The sequence below is a fragment of the Streptococcus sp. Marseille-Q3604 genome, from assembly GCF_916619785.1.
Classification (GTDB): domain Bacteria; phylum Bacillota; class Bacilli; order Lactobacillales; family Streptococcaceae; genus Streptococcus.
In genome coordinates, this window is the sequence record NZ_CAKAKM010000002.1 from 766,770 (window position 1) to 788,814 (window position 22,045).

Genomic DNA, 22,045 nt, shown 5'->3' on the forward strand with positions numbered 1-22,045 from the left:
TGAGTAATAGCTAGTAGCCTTGATTCGTTTAACAATTACTATTATTGTACCATAAGATAAGGGCTAGATAAAGAAAATGGCGGAAAAAGTTGGAAAATGTTCGTTTCTGGGAAACAGTGACTTGTGTTATAATAGAAAAGCATAAAAGGAAACAAGGAAAAAAGATGAAAATATTAGCATTTGATACTTCTAGCACTGCTTTATCAGTAGCCTTGTTAGAAGATGAGAAACTAGTGGCAGAGACAACTGTCACAGTAAAAAAGAACCACAGTATTAGTCTAATGCCCACCATTGATTTTTTAGTTGCTCAGGCAGGCTGGCAGCCGTCTGATTTAGAACGTATTGTGGTTGCACAGGGGCCTGGATCCTACACCGGGCTTCGTGTGGCTGTCGCAACAGCTAAGACGTTAGCCTATGCGCTTGACATTGATTTAGTGGGGGTTTCAAGTCTACAGGCGCTGACAAACCTTTCGGTTGTCGGTGTTGTGATTCCTATCATGGATGCCCGTCGTAATAATGTTTACGTTGGTTTTTATGAAAATGGTCAGGCTATCGTCCCTGATTGTCATGCTGCCTTTACAGATGTTCTTGAGCAAGCTAAAGTTTATGAAAAGGTGACATTTGTCGGTGAAGTGGCTAATTTTGCGGATCAGATTAAGGAAAATCTTCCAGAGGCAACGATTTTGTCTAGCCTTCCATCAGCTCAGTTAATTGGTCATTTAGGCTTGTCCTTGCCTTCTGTTGATGTGGATGCTTTTGTTCCACATTACTTGAAGCGGGTTGAGGCAGAGGAGAATTGGCTTAAGACGCATGAGGAGACTAACCGTGACAACTACATCAAGCGCGTCTAGACTGAGTAGCCAAGAGCAAGCTCAACTGATTTATCAGATTTTGTCGGATGTTTATGACAAGTCTCCGTGGACGATGGAACAAGTGGTAGCAGACTTGGCTTTAGATACTACGGAATATTTCTATGTGTATGATCAGGAAGAAGTTGTTGGTTTTTTAGCCCTTCAAAATTTGGTGGGTGAGCTTGAGGTGACCAATATCGCCGTTTTAAAAGCTTATCAAGGGCGTGGTTATGCTAGTCAGTTGATGAAGCATTTGGAAAATCGTAGTGAGCCTATATTTCTAGAAGTGAGGACTTCAAATCAAGTCGCTCAGGCGCTTTATAGAAAATTTGGTTTTGAAAGTCTAGGAATTCGGAAAAATTATTATCATGAGCCTCAAGAAGATGCAGTTATCATGAGGCGAGAGGAAGTCTAATGGCAGATAGATATATTTTGGCAGTGGAGAGCTCGTGTGACGAGACTTCAGTTGCTGTTTTGAAAAATGAGAAGGAACTTTTGAGTAATATTATTGCCAGTCAGGTGGAAAGCCATAAACGTTTTGGTGGTGTTGTCCCTGAGGTGGCTAGTCGTCACCATGTGGAAGTGGTGACTCTTTGCATTAAGGATGCCCTTTCAGAGGCGGGTATTACTGCTGAACAACTAGATGCTGTAGCAGTAACCTATGGTCCTGGTTTGGTCGGAGCGCTCTTGGTCGGGATGGCAGCGGCTAAGGCCTTCGCTTGGGCACATGGATTGCCTTTGATTCCAGTTAATCATATGGCTGGGCATCTTATGGCAGCGCGTGAGGTGCAAGAATTGGAATACCCCCTCCTAGCCCTTTTGGTGTCTGGGGGACACACAGAGTTGGTTTATGTGTCAGAACCAGGAAATTACAAGATTGTTGGTGAGACACGTGATGATGCAGTTGGTGAGGCCTATGATAAGGTTGGGCGTGTGATGGGTTTGACCTACCCAGCTGGGCGTGAAATTGATGAATTGGCTCATAAAGGGAAAGATGTTTATGATTTTCCACGCGCTATGATTAAGGAAGACCACTTGGAGTTTTCATTTTCAGGCCTAAAGTCTGCTTTCATCAATTTGCATCACAATGCAGAACAGAAGGGAGAAATTCTAGTCAAAGAGGACCTTTGTGCTTCCTTCCAAGCTGCTGTGTTGGATATTCTCCTAGCTAAGACTAAGAAAGCCTTGGAACGTTATCCTGTTAAGACACTTGTTGTTGCTGGTGGCGTAGCAGCTAATCAGGGCTTACGTGAACGTTTGGCTGAAGAAATTACGGATGTAGATGTGGTTATTCCGCCTTTACGTCTCTGTGGTGATAATGCTGGCATGATTGCCCTAGCAGCTGCCATTGAATGTGATCAGAAACATTTTGCTGAGTTGGACTTGAATGCAAAACCAAGTCTTGCCTTTGCAGGATTTGAAGAATAAGAAGAACCTCTTACTAGTCTGGTAAGAGGTTCCTTTAGAAAGGAATTGAGTATGTCTGCCTTTCGTTTAGGTGTAAAAGCTGCAGTACCGACAGCCCTAGGATATGTGGCTATTGGCCTAGCCTTTGGTGTTGTAGCGGCGGCTTCTGGTCTATCGGCCCTTGAGGTTGGCCTCATGTGTGCCTTGGTCTATGGTGGCTCGGCTCAGTTTGCTATGTGTGCATTAGTAGTTGCAGGAGCTAGCCTTGGTGAGTTAACCTTGACTGTTTTCTTAGTTAATTTGCGTAACATGTTGATGAGTTTACATGCAACGACGATTTTTACAAAAACAAGCCTCTGGAATCAGCTGGGAATTGGTAGTCTGATTACGGATGAAAGTTATGGTGTCTTGTTGGGAGAATATGTGCATCATAAAGATATTTCTGCGAACTGGATGCATGGGAACAATATTTTCAGCTATCTGGTTTGGATTGTATCATCAGTTGTTGGGTGTTTGATTGGTTCCATGATTCCTAATCCTGAGCTTTTTGGTTTGGATTTTGCCTTGATTGCCATGTTTATAGGTTTGTTAAGTAGTCAGATAGATGCTTTGTTAGGTGAAGGCGTGCGTAAGCTATTCTTGATTTTACTATCTATTGCTGTGGCTTATCTGAGCTTTAGTGTCATCTTGTCGGAATCTTTGGCTGTTTTAGTGGCTACTTTGGTTGGATGTAGTGTGGGGGTGATGTGTGATGGCTGTCAATAAGTTTATTCTCATTGCTATTCTACTTGGGTTTGTGGTCAGCTGGGTGCCCCGTGTTCTCCCCTTTGTTTTAGTGAAATACAAGGGCTTACCAGATATCGTTGTTCGATTTTTGCACTACTTACCAGTTTCTATCCTCTTTGCTCTGATTCTCTCTAGTCTCACGACTGAGAAGATTGGTCACTTGCCACAGTTTAAGTGGATGGAAATACTGGCTACTGTGCCAACGGTAATTGTAGCATTTAAGAGCAAAAATCTGCTCTATGCAGTAATCGTCGGTATAGTGTCTATGGCCCTGATTCGTTTAGTGTTTTAGTAAATGAAAAGACTTGGAGTTGCTCTTAGTGAGTCGCTTTCCAAGTCTTTTTTAGTTATTGTTAAAAAAGGCAGCAATATCGTCTTCACTGAGACCAATCATTGGATCTACAGTTGACCAATTATCTTCAGTTAAACGATAGTTTTCTTCGGTTTGCACAGGTTTGTTAACAGACTTATCCACAGGCTGTGAATAAGTGTTAATAAGAGCTGGAGATAGATTTATATTTCCCGAAATGTCTTTGTTTTCAAGGGGTTCTGAGGATCCGTTGTTTTCCTTTTTGGTTTGATTGGATGCGTCTGTTGCCTCGTTTTTAACAATCTTTTCTACAGACTTATCAACAGCTTGTGTATAAGTTTGTAGAAAACGTTGGATGAGATAAGTATTTCGTTTAGCCCCCTCGTTGTGAACAGCATAATCGAAGGCTGCGATTTCCCCTAGCATGACTAGTTTACTCTTGGCGCGTGTGATTGCGGTGTAAATGAGGTTACGTTGTAGCATACGCCCACTTTGGCGTGTGATGGGAAGGATAACGACTGGGAACTCACTCCCTTGGGATTTGTGGATTGACATAGCATAGGCCAGAGTAATCTTATTCCATTCGTTACGAGGATAGATAACCTCATTGCCGTCGAAGGACATGTAAATTTCGTCCTGCTTGCTTTCAGTATATTTACTAGGGATGAGATCAGTAATGATTCCGATGTCGCCATTGAAGACATTGAGTTCTGTATCGTTTACTAGATGGAGAATCTTGTCATTCTTGCGGAAGAAGATATCATTAAAGGCGAACTGATTGGCCTTTTCTTGAGGATTAAGTAGGTCCTGCATAATGGTATTGAGATTGTTAATACCAGCCTGTCCTCGGTACATGGGGGCTAGAATCTGAACATCCTGAGCTGCAATCCCACTCTTTATCGCAGCAGAGACGATTTTAGGAACCATCTGTGGAATATGGTTGGCATTGGCCTCAAAGTAAGAGCGGTCAGCCTTTTTCTCTGTGAAATCAGCGGGTAGTTGGCCTTGTCGCATCTGACTAGCCAGGGTAACGATAGTGGAATCCTCGGATTGTCTGAAAATTTTGGTTAGGGAAACCTTAGGCAAGTTATCAATCTGCAAAAGGTCAGCCAAGACTTGGCCAGGGCCTACGGAAGGTAGTTGGTCTTGGTCACCCACAATGATAACTTGTGTTGAATCAGAGATACTTTCAAAGAGTTGATTGGCCAACCAAGTATCAACCATAGAGAACTCATCGATGATAATCAAATCGCAATCGAGATAGTCCTCTAAGGTCTTAAAATCGTCCTCGCTATTGAGGCCTAAATGTCTATGAATAGTGGCGCTAGGTAGTTGGGTGAGTTCGTTCATCCGACGAGCAGCCCGTCCCGTTGGTGCTGCTAAAATAATAGGTAAATCAGACTTTTTGAGATCTAGGCCATGAAGGTCAGCATAGGTTTTAATAATGCCGTTAATAACAGTGGTTTTCCCTGTTCCGGGACCACCTGTTAGGATAAAGACCTTGCTTTGTAGGGCTTTGATAATGGCATCTTTTTGAACCTGATCATAAGTAATACCAAGCTCCTCTTCCACCCCTTCAAGGCTGTCTAAGATTTTGTCTTCAGAGCTGACATCAGGTTGGTCCTTCATGATACGAGTTAGGTGGGTATAGATGCCCTGTTCCGCAAAATATAGGGTATTATCAAAGATTTTAGTCTCTACATTTTGCACCTTATCCTCTTGGATAAGATTGGTTAATTGGTTAGCGACCAAGGCGGGGTCAAGTTCAATCGGACGAGCACCTTCCAAAAGAATGATGGTCCGTTCAAGCAAGGCTTTGGCTTCTATGTAGGTGTCGCCTTCTTCCATACTGGCTTCTAGTAGACAATGAATCAAGGCAGCTCGTAAACGTTCAGGAGCATCGCTAGCAATTCCGAGACGTTCGGCTAGTTGGTCAGCCATTTTAAAACCGATTCCTTGAATCTCCTCTACTAATAGATAAGGGTGTTCCTCAATAAGATTTAGTGACTCTTCCTTATATTGGTTGAAAATTTGTGAGGCGGCCTTTGGTGTGAGGCCATAGCTAGAAAGTTTGGACAGGACTTGCTCGGCTCCATAATTGATTTTTAACTTAGCAACAAAGGCTTCTCGATTGACCTTGGAGAGGTTGGGGATCTGCTCTAACTCGCTAGGATCCTCGAGAATCTTGTCAATAGGGTCTTCTCCGTAAATTTCGACAATACGCTCGGCCGTTTTCTTACCGATTCCTTTGAAATTGTCGCTGGCAAAATATTTGATAAGACCGCTGGCAGAAGGTTTTGAACGCTCGTAGCGGGTCATTTGTAGCTGTTCCCCATATTTAGGGTGATTGGTTAGTTGGCCCCAGAAGGTATAGTCTTCACCCTCCATGACATCCCCCATAGTTCCTGTGACAATGATTTCGTAGTCTTCAAAATCACTGTCCGTTTCGTCAATCTCTAAGAGTAAGATACGAAAAAAATTACTAGCGTTTTCGAAAATGACGCGTTCGATAGTTCCTGAAAAATAAAATTCTTGCATGTGTTTTTCCTAGATACATAATAAGGCTGGGTTTCCCCAACCTTATCTTATTTAGTGGTTTTAGTTGTCTTCAACGGTACCAATTTTATTAAGTGGCCAGAAGCGGAATTTGACTTCCCCTACAAGAGCACTCTTGTCAAAGTAACCAACTTCGCGGCTATCTTTTGAAACGATACGGTTATCTCCAAGTAGGAAATATTTGCCTTCAGGAACAGTGACAGAGAAAGTAGTGTTTTTGTCCGCGTTGACAGTGAAGGCCTTAGATTCTTTAGCCAGTTGTTGGAAGTAATCGCGGTATGCATACTCTTTTTGTAGCTTATCTTTGGCAAAGGCAGCCTGAAATTCTTTGAGGTATTCTTCCTTGACTTCTTTGCCGTTGACAGTAAGTTTATCGTTTTGATAGGTAATGGTATCACCTGGCATCCCAATGACACGTTTTACGATTTGTTTCGTCTTACCATTTTCAACCTCTTTGGCAACGACAATGTCAAAGCGTTCAATGGACGTGTGTTTCAAAACAATAACACGCTGGTTATTGGCGAGAGTTGGATCCATTGAGTGGCCGTCAACCTGAACAGGAAGCCAGAGGAAGAGGCGAGTCAAGAGGAAGAATGTGATAAAGAGGATAAAGAGTCCCCATTCACGAAGGAAAATGAGAAAGTATTGGGTCCATTTGTTTTTCATAGTTAAGGCCTTTCAGGGTTATTTTAAGCGTTGGTAGGCTTTTTTAGTATTGGCGAAATGATATTTAGCAGTAGCTTGGAGAGCCTGATCTCCGTAGGCTTGAAGAAGCTTGGCTGCGATCTGGTCGGACTTAGCACCAGCACCTGAAGGAAGAGTATAACCTACTTCTTGGCTGAGTTTATCCAGATTTTCCAGGAAGAGATTGCGGGCGATGATAGAGCTCACAGCGACAGCTAGGTATTTACCTTCGGCTTTTTCTTCTAAAGTAATAGGAAAGTCAAAGCGATTACGTTCGTTCTTGAGATATTTTTGATAATTTTTCTCGCTGGTGAAGGCATCGATGACAATCTTATCTGGTTTAGCACCTGATTGTAACAATAGGAAGATAGCCTGATTATGGAGGGCTACTTTAACGGACACAGCATTATGACTCTTACCGTCTCCAACCACTTCATTGTACTTTCTAGGCGAAAGAAGGAGTGCCTTGTGAGGAATTTTCTTCTCCAAAATAGGTGCAATCTGACGAATCTTGATATCGTTAAGATTTTTAGAATCATCAACTCCTAGAGATTTCAAAAAGGCATGGTCAGCTGGGGTAACTAGACTAGCTACAACAGCTAGACCACCAAAATAGGAGCCATTTCCGACTTCGTCTGATCCAATTAGGGCTAGGTTTTGCCCATCAGGTGAATGCTTAGGTTCAGCTTGGTATCCAAAACGGCTAGCTAGGATTTCTGGCTTAGCACCTTGGAAAGTTACCTTTCCTGAAGTATAGGCGATGACACTTATTCCATCGACCTTGGCTGAAAAACTTGCATAAGGATTTTTAGTCGCAGTCGCATAGCTTGCTAGGTCCTTCTGGAGTGTCGAAATCTGCTCTGCTGTCATTTTTAATACGATTGTGCCCATGAAATCTATTTTAGCACAAAAAAGGAGAATTGGTAGATATTTTACAGACTCGGAATCCCTGAAAATTATTTTTCTAGAGAAGTGCAAAGTCTAAAATTTACGAAAGTTAAAATTTAGGATATAATGATTAAAAAGAGAATGCCTAACCCTGCTCTTTTTTCCACAATTAGAAGAAATAGGTTGGCATTTAAGTGTCGAACACGCCTCAGAGTAAGTGTCTGAATCTTGCTAAAAAATGGCGATATAAAAGCAATAAAATAAGGAGAAGCTGCGGTGGCGAATCCGTGACCACCATTGATTGGCAGCTAACAAGCAAATGGCAAATAAGAACCGTTACAAATTTCATTTTGGAGAGAAGAACCTCACGCTAACAACTGATAAAGATAACCTATTCATGGAAGAGGTTGAGCGTGTTGCCCACGAGAAATATAAAATTATCAAAGAGCAGATGAAAAACGCTGACAATGAAACGATTGCTATCCTAATGGCTATCAATTCTTTGTCGACTCAGTTGGAACGTGAAATCCAAGTTGAAGATATGGAAAAAGAGTTGGAAACATTGAGAGCTAAGCAACTTGAACAACTTAAGGTCAAGGCGACAGCTACAAATGACGATGAGGATGACGCATGATTGGACTCCTTGTCTTAGCTATCGTGGCTTGGAATTTCTACATTGGCTACCGTCGAGGCCTCTTTATGCAAGCTTATTACGTGGTTTCAGTCATTATTGCCATGTGTGTAGCGGCCTACTTTTACCGGTCGCTAGGAGAGGCTATCAATCTTTGGGTACCTTATACCAATCCAACCAAAGATGCTAGTATAGCTTTTTTTACAGACCAAAATATTTTTTCACTTGACCGCGTCTATTATGCAGGTGTTGCCTATTTTGCCATTTACTGTGTGGCTTATTATGGTTTGCGCTTTCTTGGGATTTTCTTCCATTTTGTGAGAATTGAGCGACTTGACCAGAGACGATTTCAAGTGGTAGGTGGTGTTTTGGCTTCCTTGGTAAGTCTTGTGCCTTTGACTATGTTGGGGAATATTCTTGCGACTGTTCCCATGAATAACATTCAAACGGTCTTGTCATCTAGCTGGGTTTTGCGCCTTTTGATTAATTGGAATTTTCCAGTTAGTCAGATTATCCAGCACTTGTGGACAAGTGTGATATAGAAAATAGAAGTCTTCCTTGATTAAGGGAGACTTTTTTGTTCTTTGTTTTAGTAACATATGAAAAAAGACTGAACACAAGGTCTCAGTCTTTCTTATCTATTTTTACCCTAAGGTTGCAATGGTACATCCGGAACCACCAGCACTTTGTGGGGCATATTCAAAACTTTTAACATGGCGATGACGGCGGAGATATTTGGTAACAGCATCACGGATGACACCTGTACCAATACCGTGGATGATGTCCACCTGACTCATGTTATTAAGTAGGGCTTGGTCAATAAAGGCATCAAGCTCTTGCATAGCTTCTTCGTAACGTTTCCCACGAAGGTCTAGACGGGCACGAGGACCGCCAGATGTCTTCTTGGCTTTTTTAACCACGTTAATCTGTTTCTTCTTAGGTTGTTGGGCTTCAGCTTGGGCACGAACCAGAGTGAATTCGTCTGCCTTGAGGGTCATCTTGATGAGACCGACCTGAGCTTCCCAGTTACCATTTTTGGCTTGACTGGTAAGGGTACCCCGTTGCCCATAGGCGGTAACGATGATATCATCTCCAACACGAGGGGCACGCGCAGCCTTTTCTTTCTTAGCCTTACGAAGGACCTTATTCTTAGAGAGGTCCACTTGTGGGGCAAGTTTCTTGAGTTTTCCTTTGGCGTCGATAACTTCATGAGGTTTGAGTTGACTCTTATCGTGGAGATTTTTGAGAATACTATTGCTCTCAGCCAAAGCGGTATCAACCATCTCTTGAATTTCTTTTTGAGCCTTTTCGAGTTCCTTGTCGTATTCATGGGAGAATTCGTTATAGAGTTTCTTGACCGCACGGTTGAATTTAAGGTTCTCTTGCTCCACGTCCTTGATGTGTTCCAGACGTTTTTGTGTTTCCACAGTTTGGGCTTCAAGTTGCTCGATGATACGGTTGACATCACTATCAGTATCCGTGAGGTTTTCTGCCTCCTTGACAATAATCTCATTCAAACCGAGGCGTCGAGCAATTTCAAAGGCATTAGAACGACCAGGAACCCCTTGCATAAAACGATAGGTAGGGCTTAAAGTCGCTGTGTCAAACTCCATGCTGGCATTTTCCACATGTTGTGTCTCAATCCCATAGGCCTTAAGCTCAGGATAGTGAGTGGTAGCCATGGTCTTAATCTGACTTAAACGGAGGTGCTCTAAGATTGCCATGGCTAGACTAGCTCCTTCCTGAGGGTCGGTACCAGCCCCAAGCTCATCGACCAAGACCAGACTGTTACTGTCGGCAGCATTCAGAATCTCAACAATGTGGGTCATGTGACTAGAGAAAGTTGACAAACTTTGTTCGATAGACTGTTCATCTCCGATATCCGCAAAAATCTCTTGGAAAATGGCGACACGGCTGCCCTTATCAGTCAAAATTGGCAGACCAGATTGAGCCATTAGTTGTGCTAGTCCTAGCGTTTTAAGCATGACGGTCTTACCACCAGTATTGGGACCTGTGATGACAATGGCCGTAAGGTCCTCATCAAAGTGCAAATCGTTGGCTACAGGATTGACCAAGAGAGGGTGACGGACGTTAAGCAGTTGGAGTGTTTGGTTGTCACTAATCTTTGGAATAACCGCTTTTTTATCATGGAGATAGAGGTATTTTCCTCGAATGAAGTCCATGTGACCCAAAATCCAAGCGTTGTTAGCGATAGCAGTAGCTTGTGGGCGCAGTTGATCAGACAGTTCATGCAGGATACGAGCCATCTCGTGGCGTTCGTCTGCACGTAATTGTGTAATTTCTTCGTTAAGCTGGATAACGGCACGTGGCTCGATATATACTGTGTTTCCAGAGCTTGAGATGTCATGCACAACTCCAGCAATACGGTTACGGTAGGTGTTTTTGACAGGAAGCACCGAACGACCGTTACGACTAGCAATCAAACTCTCAGCCAACATGTGGCCAGATTTCTTGAGAATGTCTTGTAAGGTCTGGCGAATGGCATCATCACAAGATTTGAGTTGACGACGAATATTTTGCAACTCTGGGCTAGCAAAATGCTCAATAAAACCACCGTCATTGATGCTCTGAAGACTGCCTTGTAGACTTGGGAAGGCTTCAATCTTTTCGAAAAGACGTTTAAGGGCGATAAGTTCTACATTTTCAAGGTCAGCGTAAAAGCGACCGAGGTCAGCTGAAGCTTGTAGCACCTTCTTGATGGCAATGAGCTCCTGAATGTTGAGGTCAGCATCCAGTTCCAAACGACGCAAGGGCTCAGAAATATCTCGCAAGCTACCAATGGCAAAGCCATGGTGCTCTACGAAAATCTCTGCCATTTCTTGAATTTCTGTAAATTGATTTTGAATTCTTTCTGGATTGGTCATAGGCACCAAGTCACGCAACTCCGCCTGAGCCTGTTCAGTCTGCAGGTATTCTGTGAACTGGTCCTTGACCTTGTTAAATTCTAATTGGTCTAAAATCTTTGTGTTCATAGCTTCTATTATAGCACACCCTGTCAAGAGGGGCGGGGTGGTGGAATGAATTGATTTGCTCACAAAAATAGTAAATTTATGCATATTTTACTCATGATTATTTACAAATACAGTGTTAGCATTTTACTGCATGAATTACTCATGCCAATGTAGGTCAGCTGACTTATACTGTTTATGAAAATAAAAAAGTAGGAGGATTGGCTAATGAGTCAATTAATTGTAAAAAATGTCAGTAAAATATTTGGTGAGGATGATAATCTTGTCCATGCTTTGTCCAATGTTTCATTTGATGTAGATAAAGGTGATTTTCTCGCTATTATGGGGTCCAGTGGTAGTGGTAAGACCACCTTATTGAATTGTATTTCTACTATTGACGAGCCAACTTCTGGAGATATTTCTTTCGAAGGGTTTGATATTGTTCATGCAAAAGACAGTGAGTTAGCTGATTATCGGTCACAAAACATTTCCTATATTTTTCAATCCTATAATTTAGTAGAGACGTTGACAGTATATGAAAATATTGTCTTACCATTGCAAATTCAAGGAAAGAGAGTTAGTTTATCTAAGAAAAAAATTGAGGAAGTTTTGGAAAAATTATCTATTTCAAAACTTAGAAATAAATTCCCAAATCAATTGTCAGGTGGACAACGGCAGCGTGTAGCTACAGCAAGGGCGCTGGTAGATGATTCTAAGCTTTTAATCGCTGACGAACCTACGGGGGCTCTAGATTCTGCAAATTCGGAAAATCTGATGGCTTTATTACAAGAAATCAATCAAAAATTTGAGATCACTATTATTCTGGTTACCCATGATCCTGCGGCAGCTAAATATTCATCGCGGATGCTTTTATTAAAAGATGGTCATATTATCGAGGATTTGTATCGCAATGGCATGTCTAATGATGCATATTTGGAAACTATTTATCAAAAGACTAGATAAGGGGATAATATGTATCCAAAATTAATTATCCGTAACGTTTTGCGTAACATACAAACGTATAGCATTTATTTTTTTAGTTTAACATTAATTTATAGCCTGCTTTATGCTTTTAATGCTCTTCCAAATCATCCAGTTATGACTAGTTTGTCTGGTTCTAAAAAAATGTTAACAACCATTATGACCCAATATATGGGAATAGTATCTTATATGGTTGTTGGAGCTGTTATTTTTTTGATTGTTTATTCGACAAATTTTGTTCTAAAACGAAGACAGAAGGAATTAGGTCTCTATGCGAGCTTGGGAATGAAGAAATGTCATATTATGGGAGTTGTTTTTTGTGAGACCTTGTTCATTAATTTGCTCTCATTAGTAGTTGGGCTCTTGTTTGGATTGATGATATTGATTCCTGTCTCATCTCTTGCTTCAGACTTCTTTATGGGAAATTATTTTGGAAGAAAATTATTTTGGGACAATTATTCAGTTGAATTGTTAGTTGTCTGTTACTTGGTGACGAGCCTTATCATTGGTGCACTGGATGTGTTATCTTTTAGAAAGCAAAAAATTATCAGTCTCATCCAAGATAATGAAAAAAAAAGAACTATTATTTCAAAAGCTCATGGTAAATGGCAGATATTCCTGTTTACAATAAGTACGATATTGTTTTGTGTGATTTGCTTTTATCTTTCAAATTATAGTCATTTGAGATTTTTGAAAAATCATGCCTTAGCTTTTATTGTACTATTTCTGATTGTGGTTGTTTTATTTTATACTTCCTTGAGTCAGTTTATTTTGAGGTTGATTAGTACCACACCGAAACTATATTTTCAAAGATATAACAGCTTTAAAGTTCGTCAGTTTTCAAAGCAAGCGGATAACAATTCTATTGTCATAGCAGTTTTGTCCCTTTTTATGACACTCACATTAACACTACTGATTTTTAGTGGCAGTACCTATACAAGTATGGAAAAGGATATTGAGACCTACACTCCATACGATATGGAAGTCTCTCTTTATCGAGGCGAGGATTTTCATTATTTAAATATGACGACCAAGGATTGTTTGAAAGCAGATGGCTTTAACTTCAATGTGGTTGATACAGAGTATCAATATACTATTCATAAGGCAGATAGTACTTATAAAGATATTATTGACACCAATCATCTTTGGCCGCATGATAAGTATCTACCTGATACTCCTTTGAAAGTAATCAGTTTGTCAAGTTACAATCATTTAATGAAGATACAGGGAAAAGAGGGAATTGCCCTCAAAAATGATGAATATGCTGTAAATCAACATTATAAAGGAACAGAAAAACAAATTAAAGACTTTCTTAAAAAAGGTGAAACATTAACTATTGGTGGGTACAGTTTGAAATCGTTCTCTAAAACACCTCTTGAAAATGTGTATTTTCTTTCATCTGTCGGCACAAATGATTTTGGTACCTTTATTGTTCCAGATAAAGTTGCAAAAGAACTGTCAGTAGATAGCATGGCTTATGTTGCAACATATAAAGAAAAAACAGATATGCGTCAAGTCGAATTATTTTTGAAAAACTGGCTTGAAGGATATTATTTTAAGACGAGTGAGGGAGAGAGTAATGACTTTACCTATCAAACAAAGCTTGGTTTATCGGAACTGAGTATCAGTTCCATGGGGGTTATTGTTTTTGTTATGATATTCGTAGCAATCGTGTTTACGGTAATTTCCTTTAGTATTTTATCGTTGCAGGCCTTGACAAATTCTCTCGATAGCGCTGGTGATTACAAGATTCTATATTTGTTGGGAAATAGATATGGATCCAACAAGAAACTTTTATTCCAACAAATTCTTTTATATTTTCTGACACCCTTTATATTGGCCATCCCACTCAGTATTGCTTTTGGAAATAGTTTATTAGGATATTTTACACATTTTGCCAATACAGATGTTGTTGTAGATTTAAGATATCTCGGATTGACGGTTGTGTTATTTATTGTTTATCTGATACTGACTCATAGGATTTGTAGTAGAATAATACAAAATAATTAATGTGTATATTTTTCATGATGTTCGTTGTAAATAAAGCGATGATGTCAATTGACGCCTTAAAAGATAGTTTGTTAAAATAAGTGGTAGGTAAAATTGACTTCTTATAGTTTGTAACTGTATTTTATGTCATTGAGTTGCTTATTATGATTTGTAGAGTAGTTTAGTGTATGAATAGGAGGATGTTTTATGGCTGCACTGCTTGGTACATTTGAATTTTATGCTCCTATTTTCCTCTTAGGAGTACTAATCATCGGGATTGTCTATTTCATGAAGAGAAGAAATAATCGGAAGAAATAGACTCAGTCTAAAAGAGTTGAGAAGACCATGAAAAAGTTTTCTCAACTCTTTTTTTGCCGAAAATACTCAGGCTTCTGGATTAATAAAATGGTACGATATTGGAAAGGGTAGGGCTGTGAATTCCTACAGAAATACGAAGCTATAAATTTTAACTGTTAGATGAGGTGGTAAACTATGCTTTTTAATTTAATATTGAGAAACGTAAAGAGAAACCTACAGGTTTACTTAATATATTTTTTAAGTCTATCTATCATATATGCATTACTGTATGCCTTCAATGCAGTTCCGCATCATCCTGTTATGGGGAGTTTAAGTGGTGCAAAGGCAAATATGACTAACATTTTTGGTCAGTATATGGGGATTCTAGCCTATGTCATTATTATGATCGTTATCTTTTTGGTGGTCTATTCTACCAATTTCGTATTAAAGCGAAGAAAAAAGGAATTGGGTTTATATTCGGTTTTAGGTATGCGTACTCCTAAGATTGTCAGTATACTATCATTTGAAACCTTAATTATTAATCTTTTGTCTCTTGCTTTAGGATTATGTGTTGGGACAGGTTTTCTCAGTATACTTGCGAAAATAGCAGATATCATGTTTCAATCAGGGTACACTGGGGGATTATTTTATATTGATTTGCCATCTATTTTGCTCTTAGTCATAGCCTACGGATTGACTAGCTTTATCATTGTGTTGATGAACATATTAACATTTAGAAAAAAACGACTCATTTCCTTGATTACTGAATATGAGGGAAGTGATTCGATCCTTGTCGCAAATAATAGGTTTGTAGTCTTATGTGAATTTATCATATCAGTTGTTGTTATCGTCTTCTCCTTATTTTTCGTTAGTAATGAACAAAATTTTCAATACTTTAAAGGTTGGGGAGTACTTCTAGTTTTGGCTTTTGTATTGGCAGTGATATTTTTCTATAGCACTATGGGCGATGCGATGGTGAGAATCATTAAACGATTTGATAGTATTTATTTCCATAAATATAATTCATTTAAAGTTAGACAATTATTTAAACAAGCTGATCAAAATGCAATCACCATAGCAATTTTATCATTTTGTATGGCTTTATCAATGACTCTGCTGACAGTGAGTGGAAGTGCCTATAATGCTGTATCAAATGAACTACAAAAGTATATCCCCTATAGCATGTCAATTATCCAAAGTGTGGATGGTTCAAACAGTATGGTAAGTATTTCTATTAAATCTAAATTGAGGGAAGATAGTTTTGATTTCTCAAATATCAAGAAGGATACGGAGATTACTATCTATGCAAGTAATCTTTTGTATAAAGACGTTTTAGATACCAGTCAGTTATGGTCACTAGACAAGGATTTGGGAAATAGAACAGTTCCTATTATCAGTGTTAGTGATTATAATAAGACGTTAAGTCTTCAAGGGAAAAAAGGAATCTCATTAAATGATGGTGAGTATTTTGTTAATGCCAATTATAAGGGGACAGAAAAACAGATACAGAAATTTGTTAAGAGTACTAAGACTCTTTTGATTGGAAATCAAAAACTTAAGCTTGCATCACCACAGGTCTTGTCTAATGTTTATGTCATGACGTCAGTTGGAAATAATGATAGGGGAACCTTAGTTGTTCCAGATAATACTGTAGATGGGCTATCTATTTACCAAAGAAACTATGATGCTATCTATCGGAAGAACGCTAATAAAGACTATATTAAGGATTTCCTTGAACACCTGAAAAAAGAAGATGTGGTTGGAAATGAACAAACCTACGTTTATCAGACCAAAGATCGACTGATTAATATGTATCTTGGTTTTGTTGGTGTAGTTGTTCTTGTATTGATTTTTGTCGGACTCATTTTTACCATTATTTCACTGAGCATTCTTTCCATTCAAACTCTTGCATCGACCTTGGATAGCCAACGAGACTACGACATTCTATTTTTATTAGGAAGTAAGCAAAATAGAGGACTTCTTTTTCAACAGATTCTTTTTTATTTTCTTGTTCCAGAGTTGATTGGGTTACCAGCATTTATAGCTTTGTCAAAAGGTATGTTAGGATATTTCGCAAATTATGCCAATACTGAAGTTGACTTTAATTTCAGTTATTTAATGATCTATTGGTTATTGTTTGGGCTATATATTGCGTTCACATATACTATTAGTTTACGATTGTTGCGTACAGAGAAGCGTTAACGAGAGAAAAAAGGGATCTTACTACTGTGGTATAATGGAGATAGGTGATGCTATATGATAAGAAATAATATTTTGTCAAGATATCCATTAATCTTGTTTTGGTTAACATCCTTAAGTCAGGTGTTGGCGCTACTGGTGATTTATCAAGGAGTTTCCCCAATCACATTCCAGACAGTCATGATGTTTTCCATTGTAACTATTCTGGTTATCTTTAGCTATGTGTGTTCTGTTGTCCATTTTAAATCAATCCTGCTGAAATTTTTTTTATATGTCAGTATCAATTTATTGATGTGGCAGCTCATTTTAAACAGTTCCATAAGTAGTTCTGTGATGTTATTAACAGATTTATTGAATCCCATTATTTTTTTCATGATGATTTTTAGTGCTATTTCAATTATTTTACTTGGAAAACAATGGGTTGGTAAGGAGTTATTTGTAACCTACTTCCTTGTTGTTCTGATAACAGAGGGCTTGTTCTTTATTAATAAGGGATTATTTGTTACTTTCTCTTTCTTTTGTTCACTGTTTACTTCGCTTCTTCCTATCATATTTCTAGTTATGTATGCCAAAGAATTAAAAACTATATTAGGAAGTCAGCGTCGCTATTTAGTGATACTCTCAGTATGGGCTACTATATTTCTTATTCTTACTTATGAAGTTAGTAATGTTTCATTACTAATATGGTATTTGGGAACGTTCATCTTAATAAGCTTTTTTCACCTAAGGATTATCTTTGAAAAGTTCAGTCAAGTTGTTAAAAACGTAAAAAAAGAATATATTGGACTGATATTTCGGATATTTTTTGGATCGATTATTACGTTTATTGTCTCTTGTTTATTTTTGCAACTTGATGCAAAATTAAGCTTCCTACTACTTAATTTTTATATTCTGATTTTTGCTTTTGCCTTTATACAGTCCTTCCAGGTTTTTGGTAAAGAATTGAATGAAGGAAGCTCTGAGCATTTCAAAACCTTATTTTTAAAAAGAAATACAATGGTAAAAGAGCTACTGGAGGATGAAGAGTATAAAAATCAGTTTTCAGAGTTCCTACATAATGACATTCTCCAGAGTGTTATTGCAATTAAAAATTTTAATAAGCAGGGGGATAAGCCAATCTTTAGGGAACAGATCAATCAAATTAGCCAATCTGTTATTACAGAAATAAGAGAACGTTTAGATACTTATCAACCATTTGTAGAGGGAAAACAAAGTATAGCCCAAAGCTATCGTGAGATGATAGCTAGAATTGTGGCTAAGTCACATACGGAGCGGGAAATTCATTTTCAGGTAGATGATAACATTATTCTGTTGTCTCCATATGACCTCATCGTGTATAGATTATTGGAAGAACTTGCAAATAATTCCATTAAGCATTCAACTAGAATGGTTAGTAATTTGGAACTTTGGACTGCGAATGATATGATTCATATTCATTTAGAAAATGGTTCAGATGAGTCTGTGAACAGGATCGGCTATGGATTGAGATTTATTGAACAGCGTACACTGGTGTTAGGTGGTAATTATTCGATAACAAATGAAAACGGAACATTTAGTGTCTATATTACTATTCCAATTGATAAGGGGTTGTGCCATGAGAATTTTATTGATTGATGATCATAAGTTGTTTAGTAAAAGTATTCAAATGAGCTTGGAGATTTACGATGACTTCGAAAAAGTAGACACCGTGGACGAAATCACAAAATTACAGTATCCTTTGAGTGATCATTACGATATTGTTTTGGTAGATATCAATCTAACAACGCTATATGAACAAGATGGTTTAACCCTGGCAGAAGAAATTATTGCAGAAGATCCTGCTGTTAAGATTGTTATGCTAACGGGATATTCCAAACCAATGTACAGCCATCGTGCGAAAGAAATGGGTGCTAGGGGTTTTATTGATAAAAGTATTGATATTGAACAGTTGGTTTTCCTATTAAAAAACATTGATCAAGGTGGAATTGTCTTTACAACAGATGATATGATTGACATCCTAACAGACAGAGAAATCGCTATTTTAAAATTAGTAAGACAAGGTTTGAGCATTGAAGAAATTTGTGAACAAGCTTTTGTGAGCAAACGGACAGTGTCCAATCATCTAGGTAATATTTTTTCAAAATTGGCTGTGAATAATAGACAGGAAGCCATTTTGAAAGCAGAGATGCTCGGATATTTTTCACCGGATTAGAACCTAGTGCAGGAATTGTTCCTGTGCTTTTTAAATACTCTCATCCCATCCATTTCTCCCATCTATGCTATAATAAACCTATGACTAATCAGAAAAAATTACTCCTAATCGACGGTTCATCCGTTGCCTTTCGTGCCTTTTTCGCACTTTATAATCAAATTGACCGTTTTCGTAACAATAACGGCCTTCATACCAATGCCATCTACGGTTTCCACCTCATGTTGGACAACCTACTTGAGCGAATCCAGCCGACCCATGTTTTGGTAGCCTTTGATGCGGGTAAAACAACTTTCCGTACCGAGATGTTTGCGGACTATAAGGCTCGTCGTGCCAAGACTCCAGAGGAATTCCGTGAGCAGTTCCCTTATATCCGTGAGATGTTGGCTGCACGTGGCATTGCCTATTACGACTTGGCTCAGTACGAGGCAGATGACATTATCGGTACCTTAGCTAAGATGGCTGAAAATACCAGTGAGGACTACCAAATCACAGTTGTTTCTGGGGATAAAGACTTGATTCAGCTGACTGACGAAAATACAGTCGTTGAGATTTCGAAAAAAGGTGTGGCTGAGTTTGAAGCCTTCACACCTGACTACCTCATGGAGAAAATGGGGATTACTCCAGCGCAATTCATCGACCTTAAGGCCCTCATGGGTGATAAGTCCGATAATATTCCAGGAGTGACTAAGATTGGTGAAAAGACTGGTCTCAAGCTCCTCTTGGAACACGGTTCCCTTGAAGGTATCTATGACCATATTGATGAGATGAAGAAGTCCAAAATGAAGGAAAATCTCATCAATGACAAGGAACAAGCCTTTCTTTCTAAGACCCTGGCGACTATTGATACCCAGTCACCTATTGAAATTGGTCTTGATGACACGGCCTTTACAGGGCCTGACCTTGAAAAATTGGCAGCCTTTTATGACGAGATGGGCTTTGTTCAGTTTAAAAATGCCCTTGGTGGCGAGGCTGTGCTAAAAGATTTTGATGTGGCCTATACTGAGCCAAGCCAAGTGACAGAAGATCACTTCAGCCCTGACGATTTCTTTTATTTTGAAATCCTTGATGAGAATTATCATACTGAGCCTATCATCGGTTTTGCATGGGGTAACGACAAGCAGATTTATGCGTCTACAGATACTGGTCTACTCAAATCAGACGCCTTCCAGGCAGCTCTTTCTAAAGCTGTTAATATCTACGATTTCAAGCGTAGTAAGGTCCTTTTGAGTCATCTAGGTATTGACTTGCCTACGGCTAATTTTGATGCCCGTTTGGCTAAGTACCTACTCTCAACCGTCGAAGACAATGAATTGTCAACCATTGCCCGTCTCTATACAGACTTGCCGCTTGAAACAAATGAAGTGGTCTATGGTAAAGGAGCTAAACGTGCCGTTCCTGAAACAGAGGTCTTGCTCAGCCACCTAGCTAAAAAAGTCAAGGTCCTTCAGGTAGCTAAACCTGTCATGCTTGAAAAATTGGCTGAACACGGCCAATCAGAGCTTCTCTTTGATATGGAATTACCACTGGCAAATGTGCTAGCTAAGATGGAAATCGCTGGTATTAAGGTTAAGGGACAAACCCTTAACGAGATGGCAGTGGAAAACCAAGTGGTTATTGATAAATTAACCCAAGAAATATACGAAATGGCTGGTGAGGAGTTCAATATTAACTCGCCTAAACAGTTGGGTGTCATCCTCTTCGAAAAGATGGGACTACCTTTGGAATACACTAAGAAAACCAAGACAGGTTATTCAACGGCTGTGGATGTCCTTGAACGTTTGGCACCAATTGCTCCAATCGTAGCTAAGATTTTGGAGTACCGCCAAATCACCAAGCTTCAGTCTACCTATGTCTTGGGACTTCAGGATTATATCCTTGAGGATGGCAAAATCCATACCCGTTATGTGCAAGATTTAACACAGACAGGTCGCCTCTCATCAGTGGATCCAAACTTGCAAAATATCCCTGTTCGCTTGGAGCAAGGTCGTCTCATCCGTAAGGCTTTTGTCCCATCGACTGAGGACGCAGTACTTTTAAGCTCGGATTACTCACAGATTGAGTTGCGCGTGCTTGCCCACATTTCGGGAGATGAGCATTTGATTGCAGCCTTTAAAGAGGGGGCAGATATCCATACCTCTACAGCCATGCGTGTCTTTGGTATTGAAAAGCCAGAGGATGTCACGCCTAACGACCGTCGTAACGCCAAGGCTGTTAACTTCGGTATCGTTTATGGCATTTCTGACTTCGGCCTTTCTAACAACCTTGGCATTAGCCGTAAGAAGGCCAAGGAGTATATCGACACCTACTTTGAGCGTTATCCTGGCATCAAGGCCTATATGGATAATGTGGTTCGTGAAGCTAAGGATAAGGGCTACGTAGAAACCCTCTTCCATCGCCGTCGTGAGTTGCCAGATATCAATTCTCGTAACTTTAATGTTCGCAACTTCGCAGAGCGTACAGCTATCAACTCGCCTATCCAGGGAAGTGCCGCGGATATCCTCAAGATTGCTATGATTAACTTAGACAAGGCTTTGGTAGAAGGTGGCTATAAAACTAAGATGCTCCTCCAAGTGCACGATGAAATCGTCCTTGAGGTGCCAAACGATGAACTTGTAGCGATGAAAGCCTTGGTTAAAGAAACCATGGAAGCTGCAGTCGAACTCGCTGTCCCACTCATTGCAGATGAGAATGACGGCCGTACATGGTATGAGGCAAAGTAAAACATGAAAGAAAATTTTCCATTTACCTATTTTCTCTTGCGTTACATGCTAGGATTTCTGGCTGTTATCCTAGGTATTGTAGCAGTATTGGTGATTATCACCTACTTTATGACCAAGTAGAAATAGACAGATGAAAGCTGGGCTGAGGTCCGGTTTTTTTTGATGCGTTTAAGTATTTTGTGTGAATATTATGAGCTTCTTTTCTAAAAGTTTTGAGTTACTTTATAAAATGATATTAAGTTTGTGTGTCGTATTTATGTATTTTGAACTAAATTGTGTTGATGGTATCTTTTATGGGGAGTGTTTTTCAATATTTAGGGAAAAATATACAGTTATTTATAAAAATTTTATTTTTAAAGAGTAGAATTATTTGGATGCTTTTAAGAAAAATTAAATTAGAAATCATGATAAATGTGTGAAGGTTTAGCTTTCTATATTCTCAAAAAATTAAAGGAAAATAAAACAAACATATATTGACATTATCACTGAAATTGTAATAGTTTTACGATTTTTAAAATTGTGTAAAAACAGTTATTTTTTAATTATCAATCTAATCTTAATAATAATAAAATGATAATACTAGTTC

Annotated in this window: 17 protein-coding genes; 13 read left to right on the top strand and 4 right to left on the bottom strand. The window is 39.1% G+C overall.

Annotation, left to right across the window (positions count from 1 at the left end):
• Positions 1-164 precede the first annotated feature (164 nt).
• From tsaB to LG375_RS08375, 5 genes are read left to right on the top strand one after another with little or no spacing between them, the layout of a single operon-like run.
• A complete protein-coding gene (gene tsaB, locus LG375_RS08355) occupies positions 165-851 on the top strand; it encodes a tRNA (adenosine(37)-N6)-threonylcarbamoyltransferase complex dimerization subunit type 1 TsaB (RefSeq protein WP_225745606.1) in 687 nt (228 codons plus the stop codon).
• On the top strand, positions 811-1,266 hold the full coding sequence (gene rimI, locus LG375_RS08360; protein ID WP_225745607.1) for a ribosomal protein S18-alanine N-acetyltransferase: 456 nt from the start codon (positions 811-813) through the stop codon (positions 1,264-1,266). The genes tsaB and rimI overlap by 41 nt, the downstream gene beginning before the upstream one ends.
• Positions 1,266-2,279 carry a tRNA (adenosine(37)-N6)-threonylcarbamoyltransferase complex transferase subunit TsaD gene (tsaD, locus tag LG375_RS08365; protein WP_225745608.1) on the top strand — a complete coding sequence of 338 codons (1,014 nt, stop codon included), beginning with the start codon at positions 1,266-1,268 and terminating at the stop codon, positions 2,277-2,279. Before rimI ends, tsaD begins: the two co-directional genes overlap by 1 nt.
• Positions 2,280-2,330: 51 nt before the next feature.
• Positions 2,331-3,023, top strand: coding sequence for an AzlC family ABC transporter permease (locus LG375_RS08370; protein ID WP_225745609.1), 693 nt, complete (start codon positions 2,331-2,333; stop codon positions 3,021-3,023).
• Positions 3,010-3,336, top strand: coding sequence for an AzlD domain-containing protein (locus tag LG375_RS08375; RefSeq protein WP_073686400.1), 327 nt, complete (start codon positions 3,010-3,012; stop codon positions 3,334-3,336). The genes LG375_RS08370 and LG375_RS08375 overlap by 14 nt, the downstream gene beginning before the upstream one ends.
• A 51-nt stretch (positions 3,337-3,387) precedes the next feature.
• On the opposite strand, the gene LG375_RS08380 is transcribed toward LG375_RS08375, so the two are convergent.
• From LG375_RS08380 to rnhC, 3 genes are read right to left on the bottom strand one after another with little or no spacing between them, the layout of a single operon-like run.
• Positions 3,388-5,892 (bottom strand): ATP-dependent RecD-like DNA helicase, encoded by a 2,505-nt coding sequence (locus tag LG375_RS08380; RefSeq protein WP_225745610.1) that lies wholly within the window; start codon positions 5,890-5,892, stop codon positions 3,388-3,390.
• A 60-nt stretch (positions 5,893-5,952) separates the two neighbouring features.
• On the bottom strand, positions 5,953-6,576 hold the full coding sequence (gene lepB, locus LG375_RS08385; RefSeq protein WP_013991198.1) for a signal peptidase I: 624 nt from the start codon (positions 6,574-6,576) through the stop codon (positions 5,953-5,955).
• Between the two features lie 18 nt (positions 6,577-6,594).
• Positions 6,595-7,485: a ribonuclease HIII gene (gene rnhC / locus LG375_RS08390; RefSeq protein ID WP_225745611.1), complete on the bottom strand. Its 891-nt coding sequence runs from the start codon at positions 7,483-7,485 to the stop codon at positions 6,595-6,597.
• A gap of 316 nt (positions 7,486-7,801) precedes the next feature.
• Here rnhC and zapA point away from each other — a divergent pair, with 316 nt between their 5' ends.
• Together zapA and LG375_RS08400 are read left to right on the top strand one after the other, a co-directional pair.
• Positions 7,802-8,116 carry a cell division protein ZapA gene (gene zapA, locus LG375_RS08395; RefSeq protein ID WP_004183554.1) on the top strand — a complete coding sequence of 105 codons (315 nt, stop codon included), beginning with the start codon at positions 7,802-7,804 and terminating at the stop codon, positions 8,114-8,116.
• Positions 8,113-8,655: a CvpA family protein gene (locus tag LG375_RS08400; RefSeq protein WP_225745612.1), complete on the top strand. Its 543-nt coding sequence runs from the start codon at positions 8,113-8,115 to the stop codon at positions 8,653-8,655. The genes zapA and LG375_RS08400 overlap by 4 nt, the downstream gene beginning before the upstream one ends.
• 102 nt (positions 8,656-8,757) lie before the next feature.
• Here the strand turns inward: LG375_RS08400 and LG375_RS08405 are convergent, their stop codons facing one another.
• Positions 8,758-11,106, bottom strand: coding sequence for an endonuclease MutS2 (locus tag LG375_RS08405; protein ID WP_225745613.1), 2,349 nt, complete (start codon positions 11,104-11,106; stop codon positions 8,758-8,760).
• 204 nt (positions 11,107-11,310) lie between these two features.
• On the opposite strand from LG375_RS08405, the gene LG375_RS08410 reads away from it, so the two are divergent.
• The 6 genes from LG375_RS08410 (at position 11,311) to polA (ending at position 21,459) form a co-directional block, all read left to right on the top strand.
• Positions 11,311-12,045, top strand: a complete 735-nt coding sequence (locus LG375_RS08410; protein ID WP_002889290.1) for an ABC transporter ATP-binding protein — start codon at positions 11,311-11,313, stop codon at positions 12,043-12,045.
• 9 nt (positions 12,046-12,054) lie between these two features.
• Entirely contained in the window at positions 12,055-14,073 is a 2,019-nt protein-coding gene (locus tag LG375_RS08415) for an FtsX-like permease family protein (protein WP_013991193.1), read from the top strand.
• 471 nt (positions 14,074-14,544) lie between these two features.
• Entirely contained in the window at positions 14,545-16,551 is a 2,007-nt protein-coding gene (locus tag LG375_RS08420) for an FtsX-like permease family protein (RefSeq protein WP_002891872.1), read from the top strand.
• A 54-nt stretch (positions 16,552-16,605) separates the two neighbouring features.
• The gene (locus LG375_RS08425) at positions 16,606-18,162 is read left to right on the top strand and encodes a sensor histidine kinase (protein WP_002891869.1); all 1,557 of its coding nucleotides are present in this window, start codon (positions 16,606-16,608) and stop codon (positions 18,160-18,162) included.
• Complete coding sequence (locus LG375_RS08430) at positions 18,143-18,739, top strand: response regulator (RefSeq protein ID WP_037598477.1); 597 nt, start codon at positions 18,143-18,145, stop codon at positions 18,737-18,739. The genes LG375_RS08425 and LG375_RS08430 overlap by 20 nt, the downstream gene beginning before the upstream one ends.
• Before the next feature lie 80 nt (positions 18,740-18,819).
• Entirely contained in the window at positions 18,820-21,459 is a 2,640-nt protein-coding gene (gene polA, locus LG375_RS08435) for a DNA polymerase I (RefSeq protein WP_225745614.1), read from the top strand.
• Positions 21,460-22,045: the final 586 nt, after the last annotated feature.

Bases quoted from the DNA above. Each gene is read 5' to 3' on its own strand.
- tsaB (WP_225745606.1), top strand. From the start codon at position 165: ATGAAAATATTAGCATTTGATACTTCTAGCACTGCTTTATCAGTAGCC.
- rimI (WP_225745607.1), top strand. From the start codon at position 811: ATGAGGAGACTAACCGTGACAACTACATCAAGCGCGTCTAGACTGAGT.
- tsaD (WP_225745608.1), top strand. From the start codon at position 1,266: ATGGCAGATAGATATATTTTGGCAGTGGAGAGCTCGTGTGACGAGACT.
- LG375_RS08370 (WP_225745609.1), top strand. From the start codon at position 2,331: ATGTCTGCCTTTCGTTTAGGTGTAAAAGCTGCAGTACCGACAGCCCTA.
- LG375_RS08375 (WP_073686400.1), top strand. From the start codon at position 3,010: ATGGCTGTCAATAAGTTTATTCTCATTGCTATTCTACTTGGGTTTGTG.
- LG375_RS08380 (WP_225745610.1), bottom strand. From the start codon at position 5,892: ATGCAAGAATTTTATTTTTCAGGAACTATCGAACGCGTCATTTTCGAA.
- lepB (WP_013991198.1), bottom strand. From the start codon at position 6,576: ATGAAAAACAAATGGACCCAATACTTTCTCATTTTCCTTCGTGAATGG.
- rnhC (WP_225745611.1), bottom strand. From the start codon at position 7,485: ATGGGCACAATCGTATTAAAAATGACAGCAGAGCAGATTTCGACACTC.
- zapA (WP_004183554.1), top strand. From the start codon at position 7,802: ATGGCAAATAAGAACCGTTACAAATTTCATTTTGGAGAGAAGAACCTC.
- LG375_RS08400 (WP_225745612.1), top strand. From the start codon at position 8,113: ATGATTGGACTCCTTGTCTTAGCTATCGTGGCTTGGAATTTCTACATT.
- LG375_RS08405 (WP_225745613.1), bottom strand. From the start codon at position 11,106: ATGAACACAAAGATTTTAGACCAATTAGAATTTAACAAGGTCAAGGAC.
- LG375_RS08410 (WP_002889290.1), top strand. From the start codon at position 11,311: ATGAGTCAATTAATTGTAAAAAATGTCAGTAAAATATTTGGTGAGGAT.
- LG375_RS08415 (WP_013991193.1), top strand. From the start codon at position 12,055: ATGTATCCAAAATTAATTATCCGTAACGTTTTGCGTAACATACAAACG.
- LG375_RS08420 (WP_002891872.1), top strand. From the start codon at position 14,545: ATGCTTTTTAATTTAATATTGAGAAACGTAAAGAGAAACCTACAGGTT.
- LG375_RS08425 (WP_002891869.1), top strand. From the start codon at position 16,606: ATGATAAGAAATAATATTTTGTCAAGATATCCATTAATCTTGTTTTGG.
- LG375_RS08430 (WP_037598477.1), top strand. From the start codon at position 18,143: ATGAGAATTTTATTGATTGATGATCATAAGTTGTTTAGTAAAAGTATT.
- polA (WP_225745614.1), top strand. From the start codon at position 18,820: ATGACTAATCAGAAAAAATTACTCCTAATCGACGGTTCATCCGTTGCC.